At 68.3% G+C, this 16,930-nt stretch carries 14 protein-coding genes; 8 read left to right on the top strand and 6 right to left on the bottom strand.

Going from position 1 to position 16,930, the window contains the following annotated elements; genetic code table 11:
- Window positions 1–85 precede the first annotated feature (85 nt).
- Both ACWPXK_RS13170 and ACWPXK_RS13165 read left to right on the top strand, forming a co-directional pair.
- Window positions 86–1,549: an FAD-dependent oxidoreductase gene (locus ACWPXK_RS13170; RefSeq protein WP_454196329.1), complete on the top strand. Its 1,464-nt coding sequence runs from the start codon at window positions 86–88 to the stop codon at window positions 1,547–1,549.
- 94 nt (window positions 1,550–1,643) lie between these two features.
- The gene (locus ACWPXK_RS13165) at window positions 1,644–2,519 is read left to right on the top strand and encodes an amidohydrolase family protein (protein ID WP_454196328.1); all 876 of its coding nucleotides are present in this window, start codon (window positions 1,644–1,646) and stop codon (window positions 2,517–2,519) included.
- Between the two features lie 59 nt (window positions 2,520–2,578).
- Here the strand turns inward: ACWPXK_RS13165 and ACWPXK_RS13160 are convergent, their stop codons facing one another.
- A complete protein-coding gene (locus ACWPXK_RS13160) occupies window positions 2,579–3,061 on the bottom strand; it encodes a DUF456 domain-containing protein (RefSeq protein WP_454196327.1) in 483 nt (160 codons plus the stop codon).
- Between the two features lie 164 nt (window positions 3,062–3,225).
- On the opposite strand from ACWPXK_RS13160, the gene ACWPXK_RS13155 reads away from it, so the two are divergent.
- The 3 genes from ACWPXK_RS13155 (at window position 3,226) to ACWPXK_RS13145 (ending at window position 5,583) form a co-directional block, all read left to right on the top strand.
- The gene (locus tag ACWPXK_RS13155; protein ID WP_454196326.1) at window positions 3,226–3,855 is read left to right on the top strand and encodes a type 1 glutamine amidotransferase family protein; all 630 of its coding nucleotides are present in this window, start codon (window positions 3,226–3,228) and stop codon (window positions 3,853–3,855) included.
- Window positions 3,856–4,027: 172 nt separating this feature from the next.
- Window positions 4,028–4,477: a MarR family winged helix-turn-helix transcriptional regulator gene (locus tag ACWPXK_RS13150; RefSeq protein ID WP_454196325.1), complete on the top strand. Its 450-nt coding sequence runs from the start codon at window positions 4,028–4,030 to the stop codon at window positions 4,475–4,477.
- Window positions 4,477–5,583: a glycosyltransferase 87 family protein gene (locus ACWPXK_RS13145; RefSeq protein WP_454196324.1), complete on the top strand. Its 1,107-nt coding sequence runs from the start codon at window positions 4,477–4,479 to the stop codon at window positions 5,581–5,583. Before ACWPXK_RS13150 ends, ACWPXK_RS13145 begins: the two co-directional genes overlap by 1 nt.
- Window positions 5,584–5,635: 52 nt before the next feature.
- On the opposite strand, the gene ACWPXK_RS13140 is transcribed toward ACWPXK_RS13145, so the two are convergent.
- Window positions 5,636–6,394, bottom strand: a complete 759-nt coding sequence (locus ACWPXK_RS13140; protein ID WP_442944044.1) for an HAD-IIA family hydrolase — start codon at window positions 6,392–6,394, stop codon at window positions 5,636–5,638.
- 305 nt (window positions 6,395–6,699) lie between these two features.
- On the opposite strand from ACWPXK_RS13140, the gene fgd reads away from it, so the two are divergent.
- Window positions 6,700–7,710 (top strand): glucose-6-phosphate dehydrogenase (coenzyme-F420), encoded by a 1,011-nt coding sequence (fgd, locus tag ACWPXK_RS13135; RefSeq protein ID WP_357726138.1) that lies wholly within the window; start codon window positions 6,700–6,702, stop codon window positions 7,708–7,710.
- 91 nt (window positions 7,711–7,801) lie between these two features.
- Here fgd and ACWPXK_RS13130 read toward each other — a convergent pair whose 3' ends face one another.
- On the bottom strand, window positions 7,802–8,308 hold the full coding sequence (locus ACWPXK_RS13130; RefSeq protein ID WP_454196323.1) for a nitroreductase family deazaflavin-dependent oxidoreductase: 507 nt from the start codon (window positions 8,306–8,308) through the stop codon (window positions 7,802–7,804).
- 116 nt (window positions 8,309–8,424) lie between these two features.
- Here ACWPXK_RS13130 and pta point away from each other — a divergent pair, with 116 nt between their 5' ends.
- The gene (pta, locus tag ACWPXK_RS13125) at window positions 8,425–10,497 is read left to right on the top strand and encodes a phosphate acetyltransferase (RefSeq protein WP_454196322.1); all 2,073 of its coding nucleotides are present in this window, start codon (window positions 8,425–8,427) and stop codon (window positions 10,495–10,497) included.
- Between the two features lie 157 nt (window positions 10,498–10,654).
- Window positions 10,655–11,866: an acetate kinase gene (locus tag ACWPXK_RS13120; protein WP_454196321.1), complete on the top strand. Its 1,212-nt coding sequence runs from the start codon at window positions 10,655–10,657 to the stop codon at window positions 11,864–11,866.
- On the opposite strand, the gene ACWPXK_RS13115 is transcribed toward ACWPXK_RS13120, so the two are convergent.
- The 3 genes from ACWPXK_RS13115 to ACWPXK_RS13105 are packed head-to-tail and all read right to left on the bottom strand — an operon-like array spanning window position 11,863 to window position 16,898.
- Window positions 11,863–14,538, bottom strand: coding sequence for a tetratricopeptide repeat protein (locus ACWPXK_RS13115; RefSeq protein ID WP_454196320.1), 2,676 nt, complete (start codon window positions 14,536–14,538; stop codon window positions 11,863–11,865). The two genes, ACWPXK_RS13120 and ACWPXK_RS13115, sit on opposite strands and share 4 nt — an antisense overlap.
- A 6-nt stretch (window positions 14,539–14,544) precedes the next feature.
- Window positions 14,545–15,528: a glutamate ABC transporter substrate-binding protein gene (locus ACWPXK_RS13110; RefSeq protein ID WP_454196319.1), complete on the bottom strand. Its 984-nt coding sequence runs from the start codon at window positions 15,526–15,528 to the stop codon at window positions 14,545–14,547.
- Window positions 15,525–16,898, bottom strand: coding sequence for a hypothetical protein (locus tag ACWPXK_RS13105; RefSeq protein ID WP_454196318.1), 1,374 nt, complete (start codon window positions 16,896–16,898; stop codon window positions 15,525–15,527). The genes ACWPXK_RS13110 and ACWPXK_RS13105 overlap by 4 nt, the downstream gene beginning before the upstream one ends.
- Between the last annotated feature and the right edge of the window lie 32 nt (window positions 16,899–16,930).

Raw genomic sequence — 16,930 nt, 5'->3', positions numbered from 1 at the left:
CGGGTGCGACCGAGCCGGTGCGTCAACTTAGCCTAAGCTAAGCCAGACGTCATTATTGTTTCGACCATAAGGGTGCGCGTAAGAGATGACCGAACAGAGTGCAGTATCGGATGGCGGTGTTCGCGAGCCCTCCGTGGTGACGCAGGCTTCCTCCTCCGGGCTTGACGCGCACACCGCGAAGACCCGCCCGCTCCGCATCGCGATCGTGGGCGCCGGACCGGCCGGGATCTACGCCGCCGACGCGTTGATGAAGTCCGATGCCGACGTGAGTATCGACCTGTTCGAGCGCATGCCCGCGCCGTTCGGGCTGATCCGCTACGGCGTCGCGCCCGACCACCCGCGGATCAAGGGCATCATCACCGCCCTGCACAAGGTGCTGGACAAGCCGCAGGTGCGGCTGCTGGGCAACATCGACTACGGCACCGACATCACCCTCGATGACCTGCGCGCCTTCTACGACGCGGTGATCTTCTCCACCGGCGCCAACGCCGACCGCGCCCTGCCCATCCCCGGCATCGACCTCGACGGCTCCTACGGCGCGGCGGACTTCGTGTCCTGGTACGACGGGCACCCCGACGTGCCGCGCAGCTGGCCGCTGGACGCGGAGAAGGTCGCCGTCCTCGGCGTCGGCAACGTCGCCCTGGACGTGGCCCGCGTGCTGGCCAAGACCGGCGACGAGCTGCTGCCCACGGAGATCCCGCCGAACGTCTACCAGGGGTTGAAGGCCAACAAGGCGGTCGAGGTGCACGTCTTCGGCCGCCGCGGTCCCGCCCAGGCCAAGTTCACCCCGCTGGAGCTGCGCGAACTCGACCACTCGCCGACCATCGAGGTCATCGTCGACCCCGAGGACATCGACTACGACGAAGGCTCCGAAGCCGCGCGCAGGCATTCCAAGCAGGTCGACATGGTCGCCAACACCCTCGAGCAGTGGGCCATCCGCGATGCAGGCAACCGGCCGCACAAGCTGTTCCTGCACTTCTTCGAGTCCCCCGCCGAGGTGCTCGGCGAGAACGGCAAGGTCGTCGGCCTGCGCACCGAACGCACCCAGCTCGACGGCACCGGAAACGTCAAGGGGACCGGCGTGTTCAAGGACTGGGAAGTGCAGGCGGTATACCGTGCCGTGGGCTACCTGTCGCAGAACATCAGCAACCTGCCCTTCGACGACCAGGCCGGCACCGTGCCCAACGAAGCGGGCCGGGTGATCGTCGACGAGAACGCCGACGGCGCCGCTCGCTACATGCCCGCCACCTACGTGACCGGCTGGATCAAACGAGGCCCGGTCGGCCTGATCGGCCACACCAAGGGCGACGCCAACGAAACCATCGCCTGCCTGCTGGACGACGCCCCCGGCTTCACCCCCGCCGAGCGGCCCGAACTCGAAGCCGTCACCGAGTTCCTCGAAGGCAAGGGCATCCCGTTCACCACCTGGGCAGGCTGGTACCGCCTCGACGCCCACGAGCGTTCCCTGGGCGAACCCGAAGGCCGCGAACGCGTCAAGGTCGTCGAACGCGAGGACATGCTGCGCGCCAGCGAACCGCACAAGGTCTGATCACCTCGCGGCAACCGGCTCCGGTGCCGCGGCAGCACCCCCAGTGCTGGTCGTTGTGGCAGCGGAAAATCCGACACTGAGGCATTCTGTACAAGTGTTCGATGCCCACCTGCACATCTTCGACCCGCGGTTCCCGCTGGCCGAAAACGAGGGCTACCTGCCCGAGCCGTTCACCATCGCGGACTACCGCAAGCGCATGTCGCGGTTCGACATCAGCGGTGGCGCTGTGGTCAGCGGATCGTTCCAGGGCACGGATCAGAGCTACCTGAAGGCCGCCCTCGCCGAACTCGGCGAGGGCTGGGTCGGCGTCACCCGCCTCGACCTGGACGCCACCGACGAGGAGATCATCGAGCTGGACCGCATCGGCGTGCGCGCGCTGCGGTTCAACCTCAAACGCGCGGCCGCCGACATCACCGAGATGACGCTGCAAGCGCTGCGCGCGCACGAATTGGCCGGCTGGCACGTCGAGGTCTACATCGACGGCACGATGCTCGCCTCGCTGCAACCCGTCATCTCGAAGCTGCCCGCGCTCTCGGTCGACCATCTCGGGATGTCCGAGGAGGGTCTGCCGTTCCTGCTCGATCTCGTCGATCGCGGGGCGCGGGTCAAGGCAACCGGTTTCGGCCGGGTCGCCATGAACGTCGCCGACACGCTGCGCCGCATCCACGCGGTGAACCCCGAAGCGCTCATGTTCGGCACCGATCTGCCCGGCACCCGGGCGGGACGCCCGTTCGAGGACTCGGATGTCGACCTGATCTGTGACGTGGTGGGCACCGACATGTACGCGGTGCTCGAGGACAACGCGCGCGCGTTCTACCGGCTTCCCGCTCGCGAGCGGACCGTCACCACCGATCCGGCCCCGACCCTGCCGCTGTTTCGCCCGGAACCGCCGACGCTCCGGCTGCGCCGCGACGAATTGCCCGGCAGCCGAGCCGGAGACACGATTCCGTTCCCCGCCATCGACCGTTGACGCTCATGCCTGCGCCTCGCTGGCGCTCGGCTCCGGCATGCGCGATGTGTTGATGATTCTCAGGCGGCGATCGCGCCGACGATCCAGACGCCGGTGGCCAGCAGCGCGCCGAAGAGCTCGATGAGGATGGACAGGCCGACACCCTTCAGCGCCTGAACCGTTGCCCGCCATGCCTGTTGGTTGACGCGCAGCCGGTGGAGTTCCGAGAGATACACGCCGAGAACGAAACCGACGAACAGGCCGACGACCGGAATCACGAAGAATCCGACGATGCCGACGATCGCGCCCAGGAAGATCGCGCGATTGGACACCCCCGCTTCCTTCATCTTGCGTCCCGGCCAGGTGTATTTGACGACCCCCGACAGCGCCAGCAGCAACGTGCTGATCGCGAAGACGGTCCACGCCGTAGCTCCACCGGTCATGAATGCCCAGACCGCGACGGCCCCGAAGATCAGGATGACACCCGGCAGGATCGGCACGACGATTCCGATGAGGCCGACCAGGATCACCAAGCCGACGACCACTTCACCCCACACGCTCACTGACGGTTCCTCCGGTTCCCGCGAATTTCGCGCTGCTGGGATTCTGGCGCACCGGCGTTGCGCACGCACAGCGGAGGTTCCGGTCCAGCCGGCCCGCAGTCATCGGTGGCGGCGTTGGACAGAAAATATTGACAGCATGCTGTCAAATATGACAGGATACTGTCATGACCACGAAGGCAGTGCACATGGCCGTTTACGACACTCTCGCCGACTGGGAGGTGGGCGCGGCCACCGCGCACATCAACAAGCCGAGCTGGCATCGGGAGCCGGGAACGTGGCAGGTCAAGACGGTCGGGTTGACCGCGGATCCGATCACGACGATGGGCGGCATGCGGATCGTGCCGGACATCGTGCTCGCCGATCTCACGCCCGCCGACAGCGCGATGCTGATCCTGCCCGGCTCCGAGACCTGGATGGGGCCGGAGCTGGACGCGTTCGGGGAGAAGGCGCGCGAGTTCGTGGAGGCGGGCGTTCCGGTCGCCGCGATCTGCGGCGCGACCTACGGGCTGGCCAAGCAGGGTCTGCTCGATAACCGCAAGCACACCAGCAATGTCGCGGAATTCCTGCTCTACAGCGGCTATTCGGGCGCCGAGCATTACGTCCAGGAGCCTGCCGTCACCGACGGCGACGTGATCACGGCCAGCGCGAGCGCGCCGTTCGAATTCGCGCGTGAGGTGCTGGGCAGGCTCGGCGTGTACGAGCCGCACGTGCTGGACGGCTGGTACCGGCTGTTCGCGCACGCCGATCCGGAAGGATGGGCGGTGCTCGAGGCGTACGAGACGCAGCAGGCATGAGCGAGCGCAGCGAGCGAACGATGGACACAGCCGAGCACTCGCTCGTGCCGGAGCCGAGCGTCAGCGAGGCGCAGGCATGAGCGAGCGCCAGCGAGGCGCAGTCGTGAGCAGCGATCCGTCGGCGGCCCGGTCGATCGGCCGGGGCGCCGACCCGGTCGGCAGGAGGCGAAGCATGGCCGATGAACAGGAGTTGTTCGCCACGGCGGCGATCACGTCGTTCCGTTTGAATGGTCAGTTCCTCGCGGTGGCCGAGGAACTGGCGCGACCGGCGGGTTTGACCGCCGCTTGGTGGCAGGTGCTGGGCGCGGTGCTGCACACACCGTTGCCCGTCGCGGGGATCGCCCGCGAAATGGGCATCACCCGCCAGAGCGTGCAGCGCATCGCGGATCTTCTGGTGGACAAGGGACTTGCCGAATACCGGCCCAATCCCGCCCACCGCCGAGCGAAACTCGTCGCAGTCACCGAAGCAGGCCTCGCCGCGGTCCGGCGCATCAACCCGCAGCACGCGGTGATGTCCAAACGACTTGCGGCCGAACTCGGCCCCGAACAGCTCGCGCTGACCGTTGCGGTACTCACGAAGCTCTCCGCCGCGATGGACACGATCGTCACCGCCGACGACTAGTGGATGCGATCACTGGCTCGCCTGTCCGACTCGAGCTCGAACGCCTCTCGTTGTTCGCGAGCGCGTGGTGCGCCGCGACCTTGCTGCGGTATCGGCGTGGTCTCGGCATGCTGGCGGTCACGCTCGCGGTCGGCAGCGCGGGCCTGTGGCTGGAGCCGGTGCAGCAGACCTTCCAATACGGGCAGGTCAGCCTCATCTTGATGGCGGCGGTACTGGTGGACCTCGCGCTGCCCGAGCGCCGTTGGTATCGCGGGATACTGATCGGAATCGCCACCGGAATCAAGCTGACTCCCGCGGTCTTCATCGTCTACCTGCTGATAACTCGCCAGTTCAAAGCAGCCGGTGTAGCAGTCGCCACCTTCGCCGCCACCATTGCGATCGGCTTCTGGTATCGGCCGACGCAGGCGGCGCAGTTCTGGATTTCGGCTGTCGACCAGCAGAATCGCGTCGGATTCGCCTACGTGCAGAACCAGTCGATCAACGGCGTGTTCGGTCGCCTGCAGTGGACTACCTGGGACAACCACGCGCTATGGCTGCTGGCCGCCGGCGTGTTGGGAGTGGGCGGGCTGGCCGCGGCGAGATTCGCGTACCAGCGCGGCGACGAACTGCTCGCCATCCTGCTCATCGCGGCGGTTTCGCTGCTGTGCTCACCGATTTCGTGGACCCACTACTGGGTATGGATTATCCCTGCACTCATGTGGGCCTGGCGCGCCATGCGCCACCTGGCCCCGGTGATCCGGGCTGGTGTGCCCGCACTACTCGCTTTGTGGGCCTTCGCCTGGCCGATGCAGGTCGACCGCGTCGGCTCGTGGGACACCGACCTGCCGGTGATCCCCCAGGGAGTGATCTGGTTCGTTCCGCAGACCGATTACCGCGAATCCCATTGGACCCTGGCGGAATTCCTGATCGGTAACTCCTACACGCTGCTCGGTCTGGCGTCGCCGCTGACCGCGATCGGGTGGATGCTGTACCACGCGCGGCCCGCCGTGCCCGGCTATGCGGCTACGCCGTTCGACACCGGTGATCTCACTCCCGAGGTGGCCGCGGCCAACCTTGCCGGAAGTATGCTGCACTCGTGGCCGAAACCGTCATCGGCGCTGAGGTAGCGCGCTCGCTATCAGCTGCGACCGCTGCCGGACCTGTCCTCGCACCGCCCGGTCAGGCGGTGAACGGGGACTTGGTTTTTCCGATCAGGTCGGCGACGGACTCCACCACCATGGTGGGGCGGTAGGGGTACGCCTCGAAGGACGCACGGGTGGAGATGCCCGAGGTGACCAGGATGGTGCGCATGCCCGCTTCCAGGCCGGAGATGACGTCGGTGTCCATCCGGTCGCCGATCATCACGGTGGACTGGGAGTGGGCACCGATGCGGCGCAGAGCGGATCGCATCATCAGCGGGTTCGGCTTGCCGACGTAGTACGGCTCGCGGCCGGTGGCGCGGGTGATCAGCGCGGCCACCGACCCGGTCGCGGGCAGCGAGCCCTCGCGGGACGGGCCGGTCGGGTCCGGGTTGGTCGCGATGAAACGGGCGCCACGCTCGACCAGCCGGATCGCGGTGGTGATCGCCTCGAAGGAGTAGGTCCGGGTCTCGCCGAGCACCACGTAGTCGGGTTGGCTGTCGGTGAGCACGTAGCCGATCTCGTGCAACGCCGTGGTGAGCCCGGATTCGCCCACCACATAAGCGGTTCCGTTGGGGCGCTGGTCGTTCAGGAAAGTAGCGGTGGCCAGCGCGGAGGTCCAGATCGCCTCCTCCGGGATGTCGAGCCCGGTGTGCCGCAGCCGCGCCTGGAGATCGCGCGGCGTGCGGATCGAGTTGTTCGTCAGCACCAGGAACGGTGTCTCGTTGGCACGCAGCTCGGCGAGGAACTCGTCGGCGCCGGGTATGAGATGGTCCTCGTGCACCAGCACCCCGTCCATATCGGTCAGGTAGGACAGGATCGGTTCGTCGTCCGCAGTCACCCGGCCATTATCCGCTATCGACCCGCAACCGAAACGGGAACGGTCAACACCGACCCGTCGGTCGCATCCGGTACGGCGATAGCCGACGAAATACCTCGCCCCGGCCTCGGCGTTCTCTTGCTGAGGCCCGGGCAGGCGCGAGCATCACCGGGCGACGACGAAGATCATCCACGGCAGGCCGTCCGCACCGCACGACCATCGGGTTGGCTACTGTCGAGGGCGGATCGCGATGGCGGCGAAACGATACGCGAGGAGCGTGGCAGATGAGCGAACTCAAGCTCGGATACAAGGCATCGGCGGAGCAGTTCGGCCCCCGTGAACTCGTGGAGATCGCGGTGCTGGCCGAGGAACACGGCCTGGACAGCGCCACCGTGAGCGACCACTTCCAGCCGTGGCGGCACAAGGGCGGGCACGCGCCGTTCTCGCTGGCCTGGATGGCGGCGGTCGGCGAGCGCACCCAGCGCATCCAGCTGGGCACCTCGGTGCTCACCCCGACCTTCCGCTACAACCCCGCGGTGATCGCGCAGGCGTTCGCCACCATGGGCTGCCTGTACCCGGACCGCGTCATGCTCGGGGTCGGCACCGGCGAGGCGCTCAACGAGATCGCCACCGGATACACCGGTGAATGGCCGGAATTCAAGGAGCGGTTCGCCCGCCTGCGCGAGGCGGTCGACCTGATGCGTGCGCTGTGGACCGGCGACCGCGTCGACTTCGACGGCGAGTACTACAAGACCGTCGGCGCCTCCATCTACGACGTGCCCAAGGGCGGTATCCCGATCTACATCGCCGCGGGCGGTCCGCTGGTCGCGCGGTACGCCGGACGCGCGGGCGACGGCTTCATCTGCACCTCGGGCAAGGGTATGGACCTCTACACCGAGAAGCTGATGCCCGCGGTCGCCGAGGGCGCGGCGAAGGCGGGCCGTACCGTCGGCGACATCGACCGGATGATCGAGATCAAGATCTCCTACGACACCGATCCGGAACTGGCGCTGGAGAACACCCGCTTCTGGGCCCCCCTGTCGCTGACCGCGGAGCAGAAGCACAGCATCACCGACCCGATCGAGATGGAAGCCGCCGCCGACGCGCTGCCGATCGAGCAGATCGCCAAGCGCTGGATCGTCGCCAGCGACCCCGACCAGGCCGTGGAGCAGATCAAGCCCTACCTCGACGCCGGGCTCAACCACCTCGTCTTCCACGCCCCCGGCCACGACCAGCGCCGCTTCCTCGACCTCTTCCAACGCGACCTGGCCCCCCGCCTGCGCGCCCTCGCCTGAGCCAGCATCTCGTTGCAGCGAGCGGAGTCAAATGGCGGTTGTGGCGGTGGCTCGCAGCCGCCATATGACTACTCTCGATCCCACGGCCTCGTTACGCCCGGCGGAGGGCGAAGATGCGCAGGTCGCGGGTGGTGCGGGAGCGGTAGGCGGCGTAGGCGGCGGTGACTTCCACGAAACGGTTGAAGATGGCGTCTTTGTCGGGTCCGTCGACGGGGATGGCGGAGACATCGATGCGTTCGCCCGCGATCGCCACGGTGGCGGTGGGGTTCGCCAGCAGATTGGCCGTCCAGGCGGGGTGGTGTGCCTGGCCGAAATTGCTGCCGACCACGTAGAGCGTGTCGCCGTCGTGCACGTAGAGCAGGGGCTGGGTGCGCGGCTGACCGGATTTGCGGCCGATGGTGGTCAGCAGGATGACCGGCGCGCCGATCGGGCCGAGCAGGGTGTATTTGGCGTCGGTGCGTTCCAGGATCGCCCGGTCCAGCGGAGTGATGGCGCGGATCAACCGGGAACCCGGCTTCGTCGCCGCCAATCTGGTTGCCCCGCGCGCCAATAGGTTGGTTCTCGAACCCCACTGCCGATCCGGAAACTGCTCAGCCATGCCCGGACTATAGCGGTCGGGCCGAGCCTGGGCGTGCAGTAGCCGAAACCGCTCGTCACTGGCGACCGGTCGTGCGAGGCGAGTCGGATAGCCGCCTGTTCACTAAGCTCTCGGGCATGGCCGACAACGCTCCATCAGCCGTCTACATCGCCTCTCCGGAAGGCGACACCGGCAAATCGACGGTGGCTCTCGGAGTACTGCAGATGCTGTGCGCCACCACGGCACGGGTCGGGGTGTTCCGGCCGATAACGCGCTCGACCACCGAGCCCGACTACGTCCTGGAGCTGCTGCTCGAGCACAGCACCGCGGACATCGACTACACGCAGGCCATCGGCACGACCTACGAGCAGGTGCACGCCGACCCGGACGCGGCGATCAGCGAGATCGTCCTGCGCTTCCACGAGGTCGCGAAGATGTGCGACGCGGTGGTCGTGGTCGGCAGCGATTACACCGACGTGGCCAGCCCCAGCGAGCTGCGGTTCAACGCCAGGATCGCGGTCAACCTGGGCGCCCCCGTGTTGCTGGTGGTGCGTGGCGCGGGCCGCACTCCCGACGAGGTGAAGCAGCTGGCCGACCTGTGCGCGGCCGAGTTGTCTCACGAGCACGCGCAGTTGGTCGCCATCATCGCCAACCGCTGCGACCCGCGGCGGCTGGAGGAGGTCTGCGCGGCGCTGCGCGGGTTCGACGTCCCGTCCTGGACGCTGCCCGAGGTTCCGCTGCTGATCGCGCCGACCATGGCCGAACTGTGCGCGGCGATCGACGGCGAAATGTACAGCGGCGACCCGGAGTTGCTGCATCGCGAGGCGCTGCAGATCATGGTCGGCGGCATGACGGCCGAACACATCCTGGAGCGCCTGTCCGAGGGCGTCGTGGTGATCGCACCGGGTGACCGGTCGGACGTGCTGCTCAGCGTCGTGAACGCGCATGAGGCGGAGGGCTTTCCGTCGCTGTCGGGCATCATCATGAACGGCGGCCTGCTGCCGCATCCCGCGGTGGCACGACTGATGACCGGCCTCAAGCCCAAGTTGCCGATCCTCACCACCGACCTCGGCACGTACGACACCGCGGGCGCGGCCTACCGCACCCGCGGCCGTATGTCGGCGGGCAACCCGCGCAAGGTCGACACCGCGCTCGCGCTGATGGAGGAGCACGTCGAAGCGGAGGAACTGTTGCGGCGCATCGACGTCCCACCCAGTTCGGTCGTCACGCCGGAGATGTTCGAATACCAGCTCATCGAACGCGCGCGGGCCGACCGCAAACGCATCGTGCTGCCCGAGGGCGACGACGACCGCATCCTGCGCGCGGCGGGCCGGGTGCTCCAGCGCAAGATCGCCGACCTGGTCATCCTCGGCGACGAGACCGCGGTGCGCGCCCGCGCCGCCGAACTCGGCGTGGACATCTCGGCCGCGCAGGTGCTCGACCCGCGCAGCTCCGGCTACCTGGACGAGTTCGCCGCCGAGTACGCGGAACTGCGCAAACACAAGGGCATGACGCTGGAGCGGGCCCGCGAAACCGTCGCCGACATCTCGTATTTCGGCACCATGATGGTGTACCGGGGGATTGCCGACGGTATGGTTTCCGGCGCCGCGCACACCACCGCGCACACCATCCGGCCGTCGTTGGAGATCATCAAGACGGTGCCGGGCGTCGCCACCGTCTCCAGCGTGTTCCTCATGTGCCTGGCCGACCGGGTGCTCGCCTACGGCGACTGCGCCGTCGTGCCGGACCCGACCTCGCAGCAGCTGGCCGATATCGCGATCTCCTCCGCCGCGACCGCCGCTCGCTTCGGCATCGAAGCCAGGGTGGCGATGCTGTCCTACTCGACCGGCGAATCCGGCACCGGGGCCGACGTGGACAAGGTGCGTGTCGCGACCAAGCTGGTGCGCGAGCGCGCGCCGGAACTGCCGGTGGAGGGCCCGATTCAGTACGACGCCGCGATCGAGCCGACCGTCGCCGACGCCAAGCTGCCCGATTCCGAGGTCGCCGGCCGCGCGACGGTGTTCGTGTTTCCCGATCTGAATACCGGCAACAACACCTACAAGGCGGTGCAGCGCAGCGCGGGCGCGATCGCGATCGGACCCGTGCTGCAAGGTCTGCGCAAGCCGGTCAACGACTTGTCCCGCGGCGCCCTGGTGGCCGACATCGTCAACACCGTGGCGATCACGGCCATCCAAGCGCAGGAGGGGTGATGCGGGCGCTGTCCGCTCCGGCCCGATCATGGCGTGCGCGGAACAATTGCGTCGTGCGCCCGGTTGCTGGGCGAGACAGAGGAGGCGTGATGAGGAACAGCCACGCAGCGCCTGATCGCGCCCCGGTGCGGTTGGACCGCAGGGCACGGGAGGCGTCATGAGCAAGGCGGCCGAGGACTTGGTGCTGGTGATCAACTCCGGCTCGTCGTCCATCAAATATCAACTCCTCGATCCGGAGTCGAGCGTGGTGGCCGCCTCCGGGATCGTGGAGCGGATCGGCGAAGACGACGGGAGGATCGAGCATCACGCCGACGGCGAGACCACCGAGCGTTCCGGGCGGATCGCCGACCACACCGCGGGGCTGCGCTTGGTTTTCGACGCGTTCTCCGCGACGGGACACGACTTGGTGGGGGAGGGGGTGCGCGCGGTCGGCCATCGGGTGGTACACGGCGGTGAGGTGTTCTACCAGCCCACACTGATCGACGACGTGGTTGTCGCCGCGATTTCCGATCTCTCCGTGCTTGCGCCGCTGCACAATCCGGCCAATGTGGCCGGTATCGAGAGCGCACGTGAGCTATTGCCAGGAGTGCCGCAGGTCGCCGTATTCGATACCGCGTTCTTCCATAGCCTGCCCGCCGCCGCGAAGACCTATGCGATCGACGCCAAAGTCGCGGCCGCCCATGGCATCCGGAAGTACGGATTCCACGGCACCTCGCACGAGTACGTGTCCGGCCGCGTCGCCGGGCTGCTCGGGCGTGATCCCGCCGAGCTGAATCAGATCATCTTCCACTTGGGCAACGGCGCGTCGGCCTCCGCCCTGCGCGGCGGCCGCCCGATCGACACCACCATGGGCCTCACGCCGCTGGAAGGGCTGGTGATGGGCACCAGGTCGGGTGATCTCGATCCGGGTATCGTGCCGCACCTGGTGCGATCGGCGCACCTGGACATCGACCAGGTCGACACCCTGCTCAACCGGGATTCCGGGATCAAGGGACTGTCCGGCGTGAACGATTTCCGCGAGTTGCGGCGCCTCATCGAGAGCGGCGACCAGGACGCCCGGCTGGCCTACGACGTGTACATCCACCGGTTGCGGCGTTATCTCGGGGCGTACCTGATCGAGCTCGGCGGCGTGGACGCGATCACCTTCACCGCCGGAGTCGGCGAGAACAGCCCGCAGGTGCGCGCCGATGCTCTCGCGGATCTCACTCGGTTCGGCATCGAAGTGGACCCGGCCGCCAACACGGCGAAAGATCGGTCCGCCCGGCGCATTTCCCCGCCCGGCGCCCAGGTCGCGGTGCTGGTGGTACCGACCAACGAGGAGTTGGCGATCGCTCGCGCCGCGCGGCAGGTGGTCGCCGACCTCGGTTAGACCCAGCTCTTGGCGCGAATCGCGTTGGCCAGGTCGACGAGCGCGTAGCGATGTCTGCGGTTGGGTGCCCCGCGGGCCAGGGCACGCAGCCCCGCCTCGGTGCCCGCCCTCAGTTCGCGTTCGGTGAAGGGCGCGCCGAACAGCGTCGCGTCGGGGCGCTTCGGCGTGTTGCCCGCCTGGAGCCAGGCCAGCGCCGCGCCGAGAACGAGCACCCGCATCTGCACCGCGCGACTCTCGCCTCTGGGCAGGCTCAGCACCCGCGAGGCCGAGATGTGCAGGGTGAACTCGTCCAGTTCGGCCACCGGCGCGGCGGTCAGCATGAACAGCACGGCGGTCATCCGCGCGGTGGTGAAAGACCGCGACGCCGCGGGCACGGCGTCGAGCGCCTGCACGGCCTCGGTCACCCTGCCGTTCGCGGCCAGCTGCCTGGCCAGCCCGAAGGCGGCGCTCACCACGCCCCGGTCGGTGCGCCAGACGGTCTCGTACGCCTGCTCCGCATAGGCGCGCCAGTGTTCGGGATCCGGTGCGTCCCAGTGCTGGAGAATGAGTTCGGCGGTGGCCGCGAGGGCCAGCTTGGGGGCGATTTCGCCGGGAAGCACCCGGAAGACCTCGTCGAAATTCGCGAAGGCGCGCTCGTACTCGCGGTCGAGCAGTTCGGCCATGCCGCGGTACCAGCTGACCCGCCATTCCCGCTCGGGCAAGCGCGCGAGCAGGTCCAGGACGGTGCTGGACTCGCGCAGGTCGATTCGCACCCGCGCCTCGGCGAGCGTGAGCTCCAGGTCCAGATTCTCCGGGGTGTTCTCAGGATCGGCCTCGGCCCGGTCGCGCGCATCCCGCAGCGCCTCGAGCGCCTGGGCGGGTTCGGGGTGCACCGCGGCCGCGAGCAACGGTGCCGTCGGATCGGCCGGGTCCAGCAGCGGAACCGGCAGCCCCGCCACCACATCGAGGGGGTCGAGCTGGCTGCTGCGGGAGCGGCCGTCGGTGTAGGCGTCGGTTTGGCTGATCAGTTCGTCGGTACCGAAGCTTGCGCGGGGCGGAGTGAACACCGTGGACAGCTGGGGGTGCTCGTTACCGGTTTCCAGCGCGAGGATCTCGCGCAGCACTCCCGCCAGCTGCGCCGCCATCGCCCGGGCGGAGGGGAAGCGGCGTTCCGGATCCGGGTCGGTCGCGCAGAGCAGCAGGCGATGGAAGAACGGGTAGCGCGCGAGCACCGGCTCGTCGGCGGGGTCGGGGATGCCGTCGAGATATCGTCCGTGCTCCGATGGCATGTGCAGGGTGAGCACGGCCAGCGTGCGGCCGACGGTGTAGATGTCCGACGCGATGGTCGGGCCGGTCTTGGCGATCTCCGGCGCCTGGAAACCCCTGGTGCCGTATAGGTTTCCGTATGCCCCGATGGCGGCGACCGCGCCGAGGTCGATCAGCTTGACCTGATCTTCGGTGACCATGATGTTGTCCGGCTTGAGGTCGTTGTAGGCCAGCCCGGTCGAGTGCAGGTACTCCAGTGCGGGCATGATCTCCAGCAGATAGGCGATCGCCTCGGTGACCGGCATGCGCAGCGGGCGATCGTAGCTGTCGAGAATGTCGCACAGCGAGCAGCCGCCCACGTACTCCATGACGATGTAGCCGACCGGCGTGCCGTCGGCCGCGGGGTGCTCGACGAAGTTGTAGATCTTGACGATGCTGGGATGGGTCACCTCGGCGAGGAATTGGCGTTCGGCCATCGCCACCGCCTGCGCTTCGGCGTCGCCGGTGTGCAGCAGGCCCTTCAACACCACCCAGCGGTCGCTGACATTGCGGTCGATCGCCAGGTAGATCCAGCCGAGACCGCCGTGGGCGATGCAGCCCTGGATCTCGTACTGTCGCGCCACCATGTCGCCCGCGTGCAGCGACGGCCGGAAATCGAACGGGGCTGCACACGTCGCGCAGGTTCCCGCCGTGGTGGATGGACGGATCGGCGTCGCCCGGCCGACCGGTTTGCCGCAGCGCCAGCAGTATCGTCTGCGCTCGGACACGACAGGGTCGGCGAGTACGGCATCGCGTGGGTCGGTGGGCGGCACCGTCGGAATGGGCACCAGGCCCGCGCCGAGCCGTCGCACCGCTGGACGGCTCCGCGCGGTACGCACGCTTCGTCCCGTGGTGCGCGGCGAGCCCGGTCCTGAGTGCGGCCGCCGCGCACCTTCCTGTGCCGACTCCGATTCGTCAGGCGCGAGTTGCGTGGCGGGGCCTTCGTCCGCGGGCGGTTGCTGTCGGGTGGCGGACGAGTCCTCGGCGTCCGAGGCCGGTTTCCATGCCACCGTGTTGGAGCTGGTCTCCGGTTCGTCGACGTGCTTGCGGGTAGCCTCGGCCGCTCCTGATTCCGGTTCGCCCGCGGACGGGTCGTCGGTGTCCGATGCCCGGTTCCATAGCACCGTGTTGGAGCTGGTTTCCCGGCGGTCGCCGCGGGTCGCGTGGGTGTCCTCTTCGCTCGCTTCCGACTCGGGATCGGCTGGAGCTGTGTGCCGCTCGGGCGCGGCCGATGTCGCATCGCCCGCCCGCTGCGTTCGACGGGCCGTTTCGTCGTCGTGCTCGGTGGGTCCGCCAGCGGACGATGGCGTTTCGTTCGGATCGGCCGACCCTGGCTGTCCCGTGGCGGTTTCGTCCGGGTCGGGCTCAGGGGCGTGCCGTGGGTTCATCTCCCGTCAATCCTGATACGTGGGAGCGGGTGGAGCGGGAACGGGGCCGAGCACGGTCAGATATTGCTGGTACAGCCGAGTCCAGGTGCCGTCGCTCCGGATACGGTCCAGTGTGCCGTTGACGAAGCGGACAAGATCGTCGTGGCCCTTGGGGATGCCGATGCCGTACGGCTCCTCGGCGATGCTGCCGCCGACCAGCTCGGTGTACGGGTCCTGCGCGGCGAGGCCCGCGAGGACGGCGTCATCGGTGCTGACCGCGTCGACTTGGCGCTGCTGCAGGACGACCAAGCAGTCCGCCCAGGTCGGTACGGTGAGGATGGCGGCGGCGGGCTGGTCGCGGCGGATGTGGTCCAGCGACGTGGTCCCGGATACGATGCACACCCGCTTACCCGCAAGATCGGCCAGGCTGCGGATACCGGAATTCTTCATCGCGAGTACGCGCTGATTCGCGTGCAGATAGACGGTGGAGAAGGTGACTTTCTCGCGCCGTTCGCAGTTGATCGTCATGGTCTTCGCGACCAGGTCGACGGTGTGGTTCTGCAAAGCGGTCTCGCGCTCGGCCGAGCCGAGGCTGCGGAATTCGATCAGTTCCGGGTTGCCGAGCAGATCCCGGGCGACCTCCCTGGCGATGTCGGCGTCGAAACCGACGACGGAGCCGGAGATCGGGTCGCGGTAGCTGAACAAATTGCTGCCGGTATCCAGCCCCACGAGCAGCCTGCCGCGTGCCCGGATCGCGTCGATCACCGGTCCGCGCGCGGCGGCGCCCGCCCCGGTGGGCCGCAGACTGGCGGTCGGATCTCCGCAGCGCGGTGCGCCGGGCGGCGGCGGGACCGGCGAATCCGTCAGCACCGGTATGGCTTTGGCGGGCAGCGGGGGATCGGTGTACCCGGGCGTCCTGGTCGCAAGCGGCGCGCTGGCCTCGTTCGCGCAGCTGCTCGCCAGCGCCACCACGACGAGGACGACAACCAGAATGCCGCGCGGGGATCTCATCGGTACTCCCGAAGCCGGGGCCATATGCCGAGTCCGACATAGCCTGCCGCCAGAATGCCGAGCACCATCGCTCCTGCTCCTAGGAAGTCCAGTATGCGGGCCGCCTGGGAGATCTCGTCGCGCAGGGTGCCCCGTGTCTCGGCGATGCCCTGCTCCAGCGCGCGGTCGAGCGCGTCCACCTGCGCGGTGGCGTCCGCGGGGCCGGGGCCGATCGTCACCGCGGCCGCGCCATTGAAATCGCCCTTGGCCAGCGCATCGTTCATGCGCTGATGCGCTGTCCGCCAACGTTCCAGCGCGGGCACGGCATTGCGCACGTCGTCGGTGGCGGGCGCGGAATCGGGGTACTTGCCGAGCAGGTCGGCCAGGCGCTCGATATTCACATCGTAAGTGCGGTCGTAGTCGCCGGTCGCGTCCCTGCGCACCAGCTTCAATGTCTCCGCGGCGCGCGCCTGCTGGGTGAGGATCCGGCTCTCGGTCAGCCGCGACGACGGTACCGCGCCGTCGTCGCGGGCGTCGATCATCGCCGCCGCCGACACCGAGCCCGCGATCACCGTCCACGCCAGCAGGATCAGCATCGCCGCCGAGGCGAGCAGGAGACCGGGATTGAGCACCCGGCGCGAGCGCCGCGCCAGATCTCGCTGCACCCAGCCAAGTACGCCCAGCGTGAGTATCAGCAGGCCGATGGCGGACCAGGGTGGGCGCACGTGATGGCGCTGCGCGGCGGTCACCGCGGCGGAGCGGTGATTCTCCAGTTCCTCGGCCATGGGCAGCAGCGTGGTCTGCATCTGGTTGGACGCCTCGCTCAAGTACGCGGCCCCGACCGGATACCCGATGCGATTGTTCGTCCGTGCGGTCTCCACCAGACCCGAGTACACCGGCAGGCCGGTGACTATGCCGGAGCGCAGCCGGGCATCCGAATCGGCCGTCGCGTGCGGCCCGACGCGGTCGGATTGGGTCACCAACTCCGCGGCCGCCTCGCCCATGGCCTGGGTGTAGCGATCGCGCACCGTCTGCGGCTCCAGTCCGCCCGAGATGAAGGCGGTGCTCGCGGCGGCGTCGGCGATCGAGAGCGAGGTATACAGCCGGTGCGCGGAGTGCGCGTCCGGTTCGGTGTCGTAGAGCAGTACGTCCAAGCCCTCCTGCCGTTCGCTGACCGTCGCGGCGGTCACCGAGCCCGCGGCCAGGCACAGGCCGATGAGCAGCAGCCCGAGCGCGATCAGTCGCCCCGGTGAGGAGTTGGCGAACGAACGCAGGTTGGCCAGGTCGAGACGTTCGCGCACCACGGCGACGCTCAGCCCGCCGAGATTCTCCCGGCCGGCGGGCGCGGACGACGGCCGGAGTTCGGCCGTCGTCGGCTCGGAGCTAGCCATGTCCACCTCCCCAGTTTGGGCCGCGTGCGCGG

It is taken from the genome of Nocardia sp. Marseille-Q1738 (genome assembly GCF_965283145.1).
Note: the sequence above shows the minus strand (reverse complement) of the source record. Positions and strands in the feature narration are given on the sequence as shown.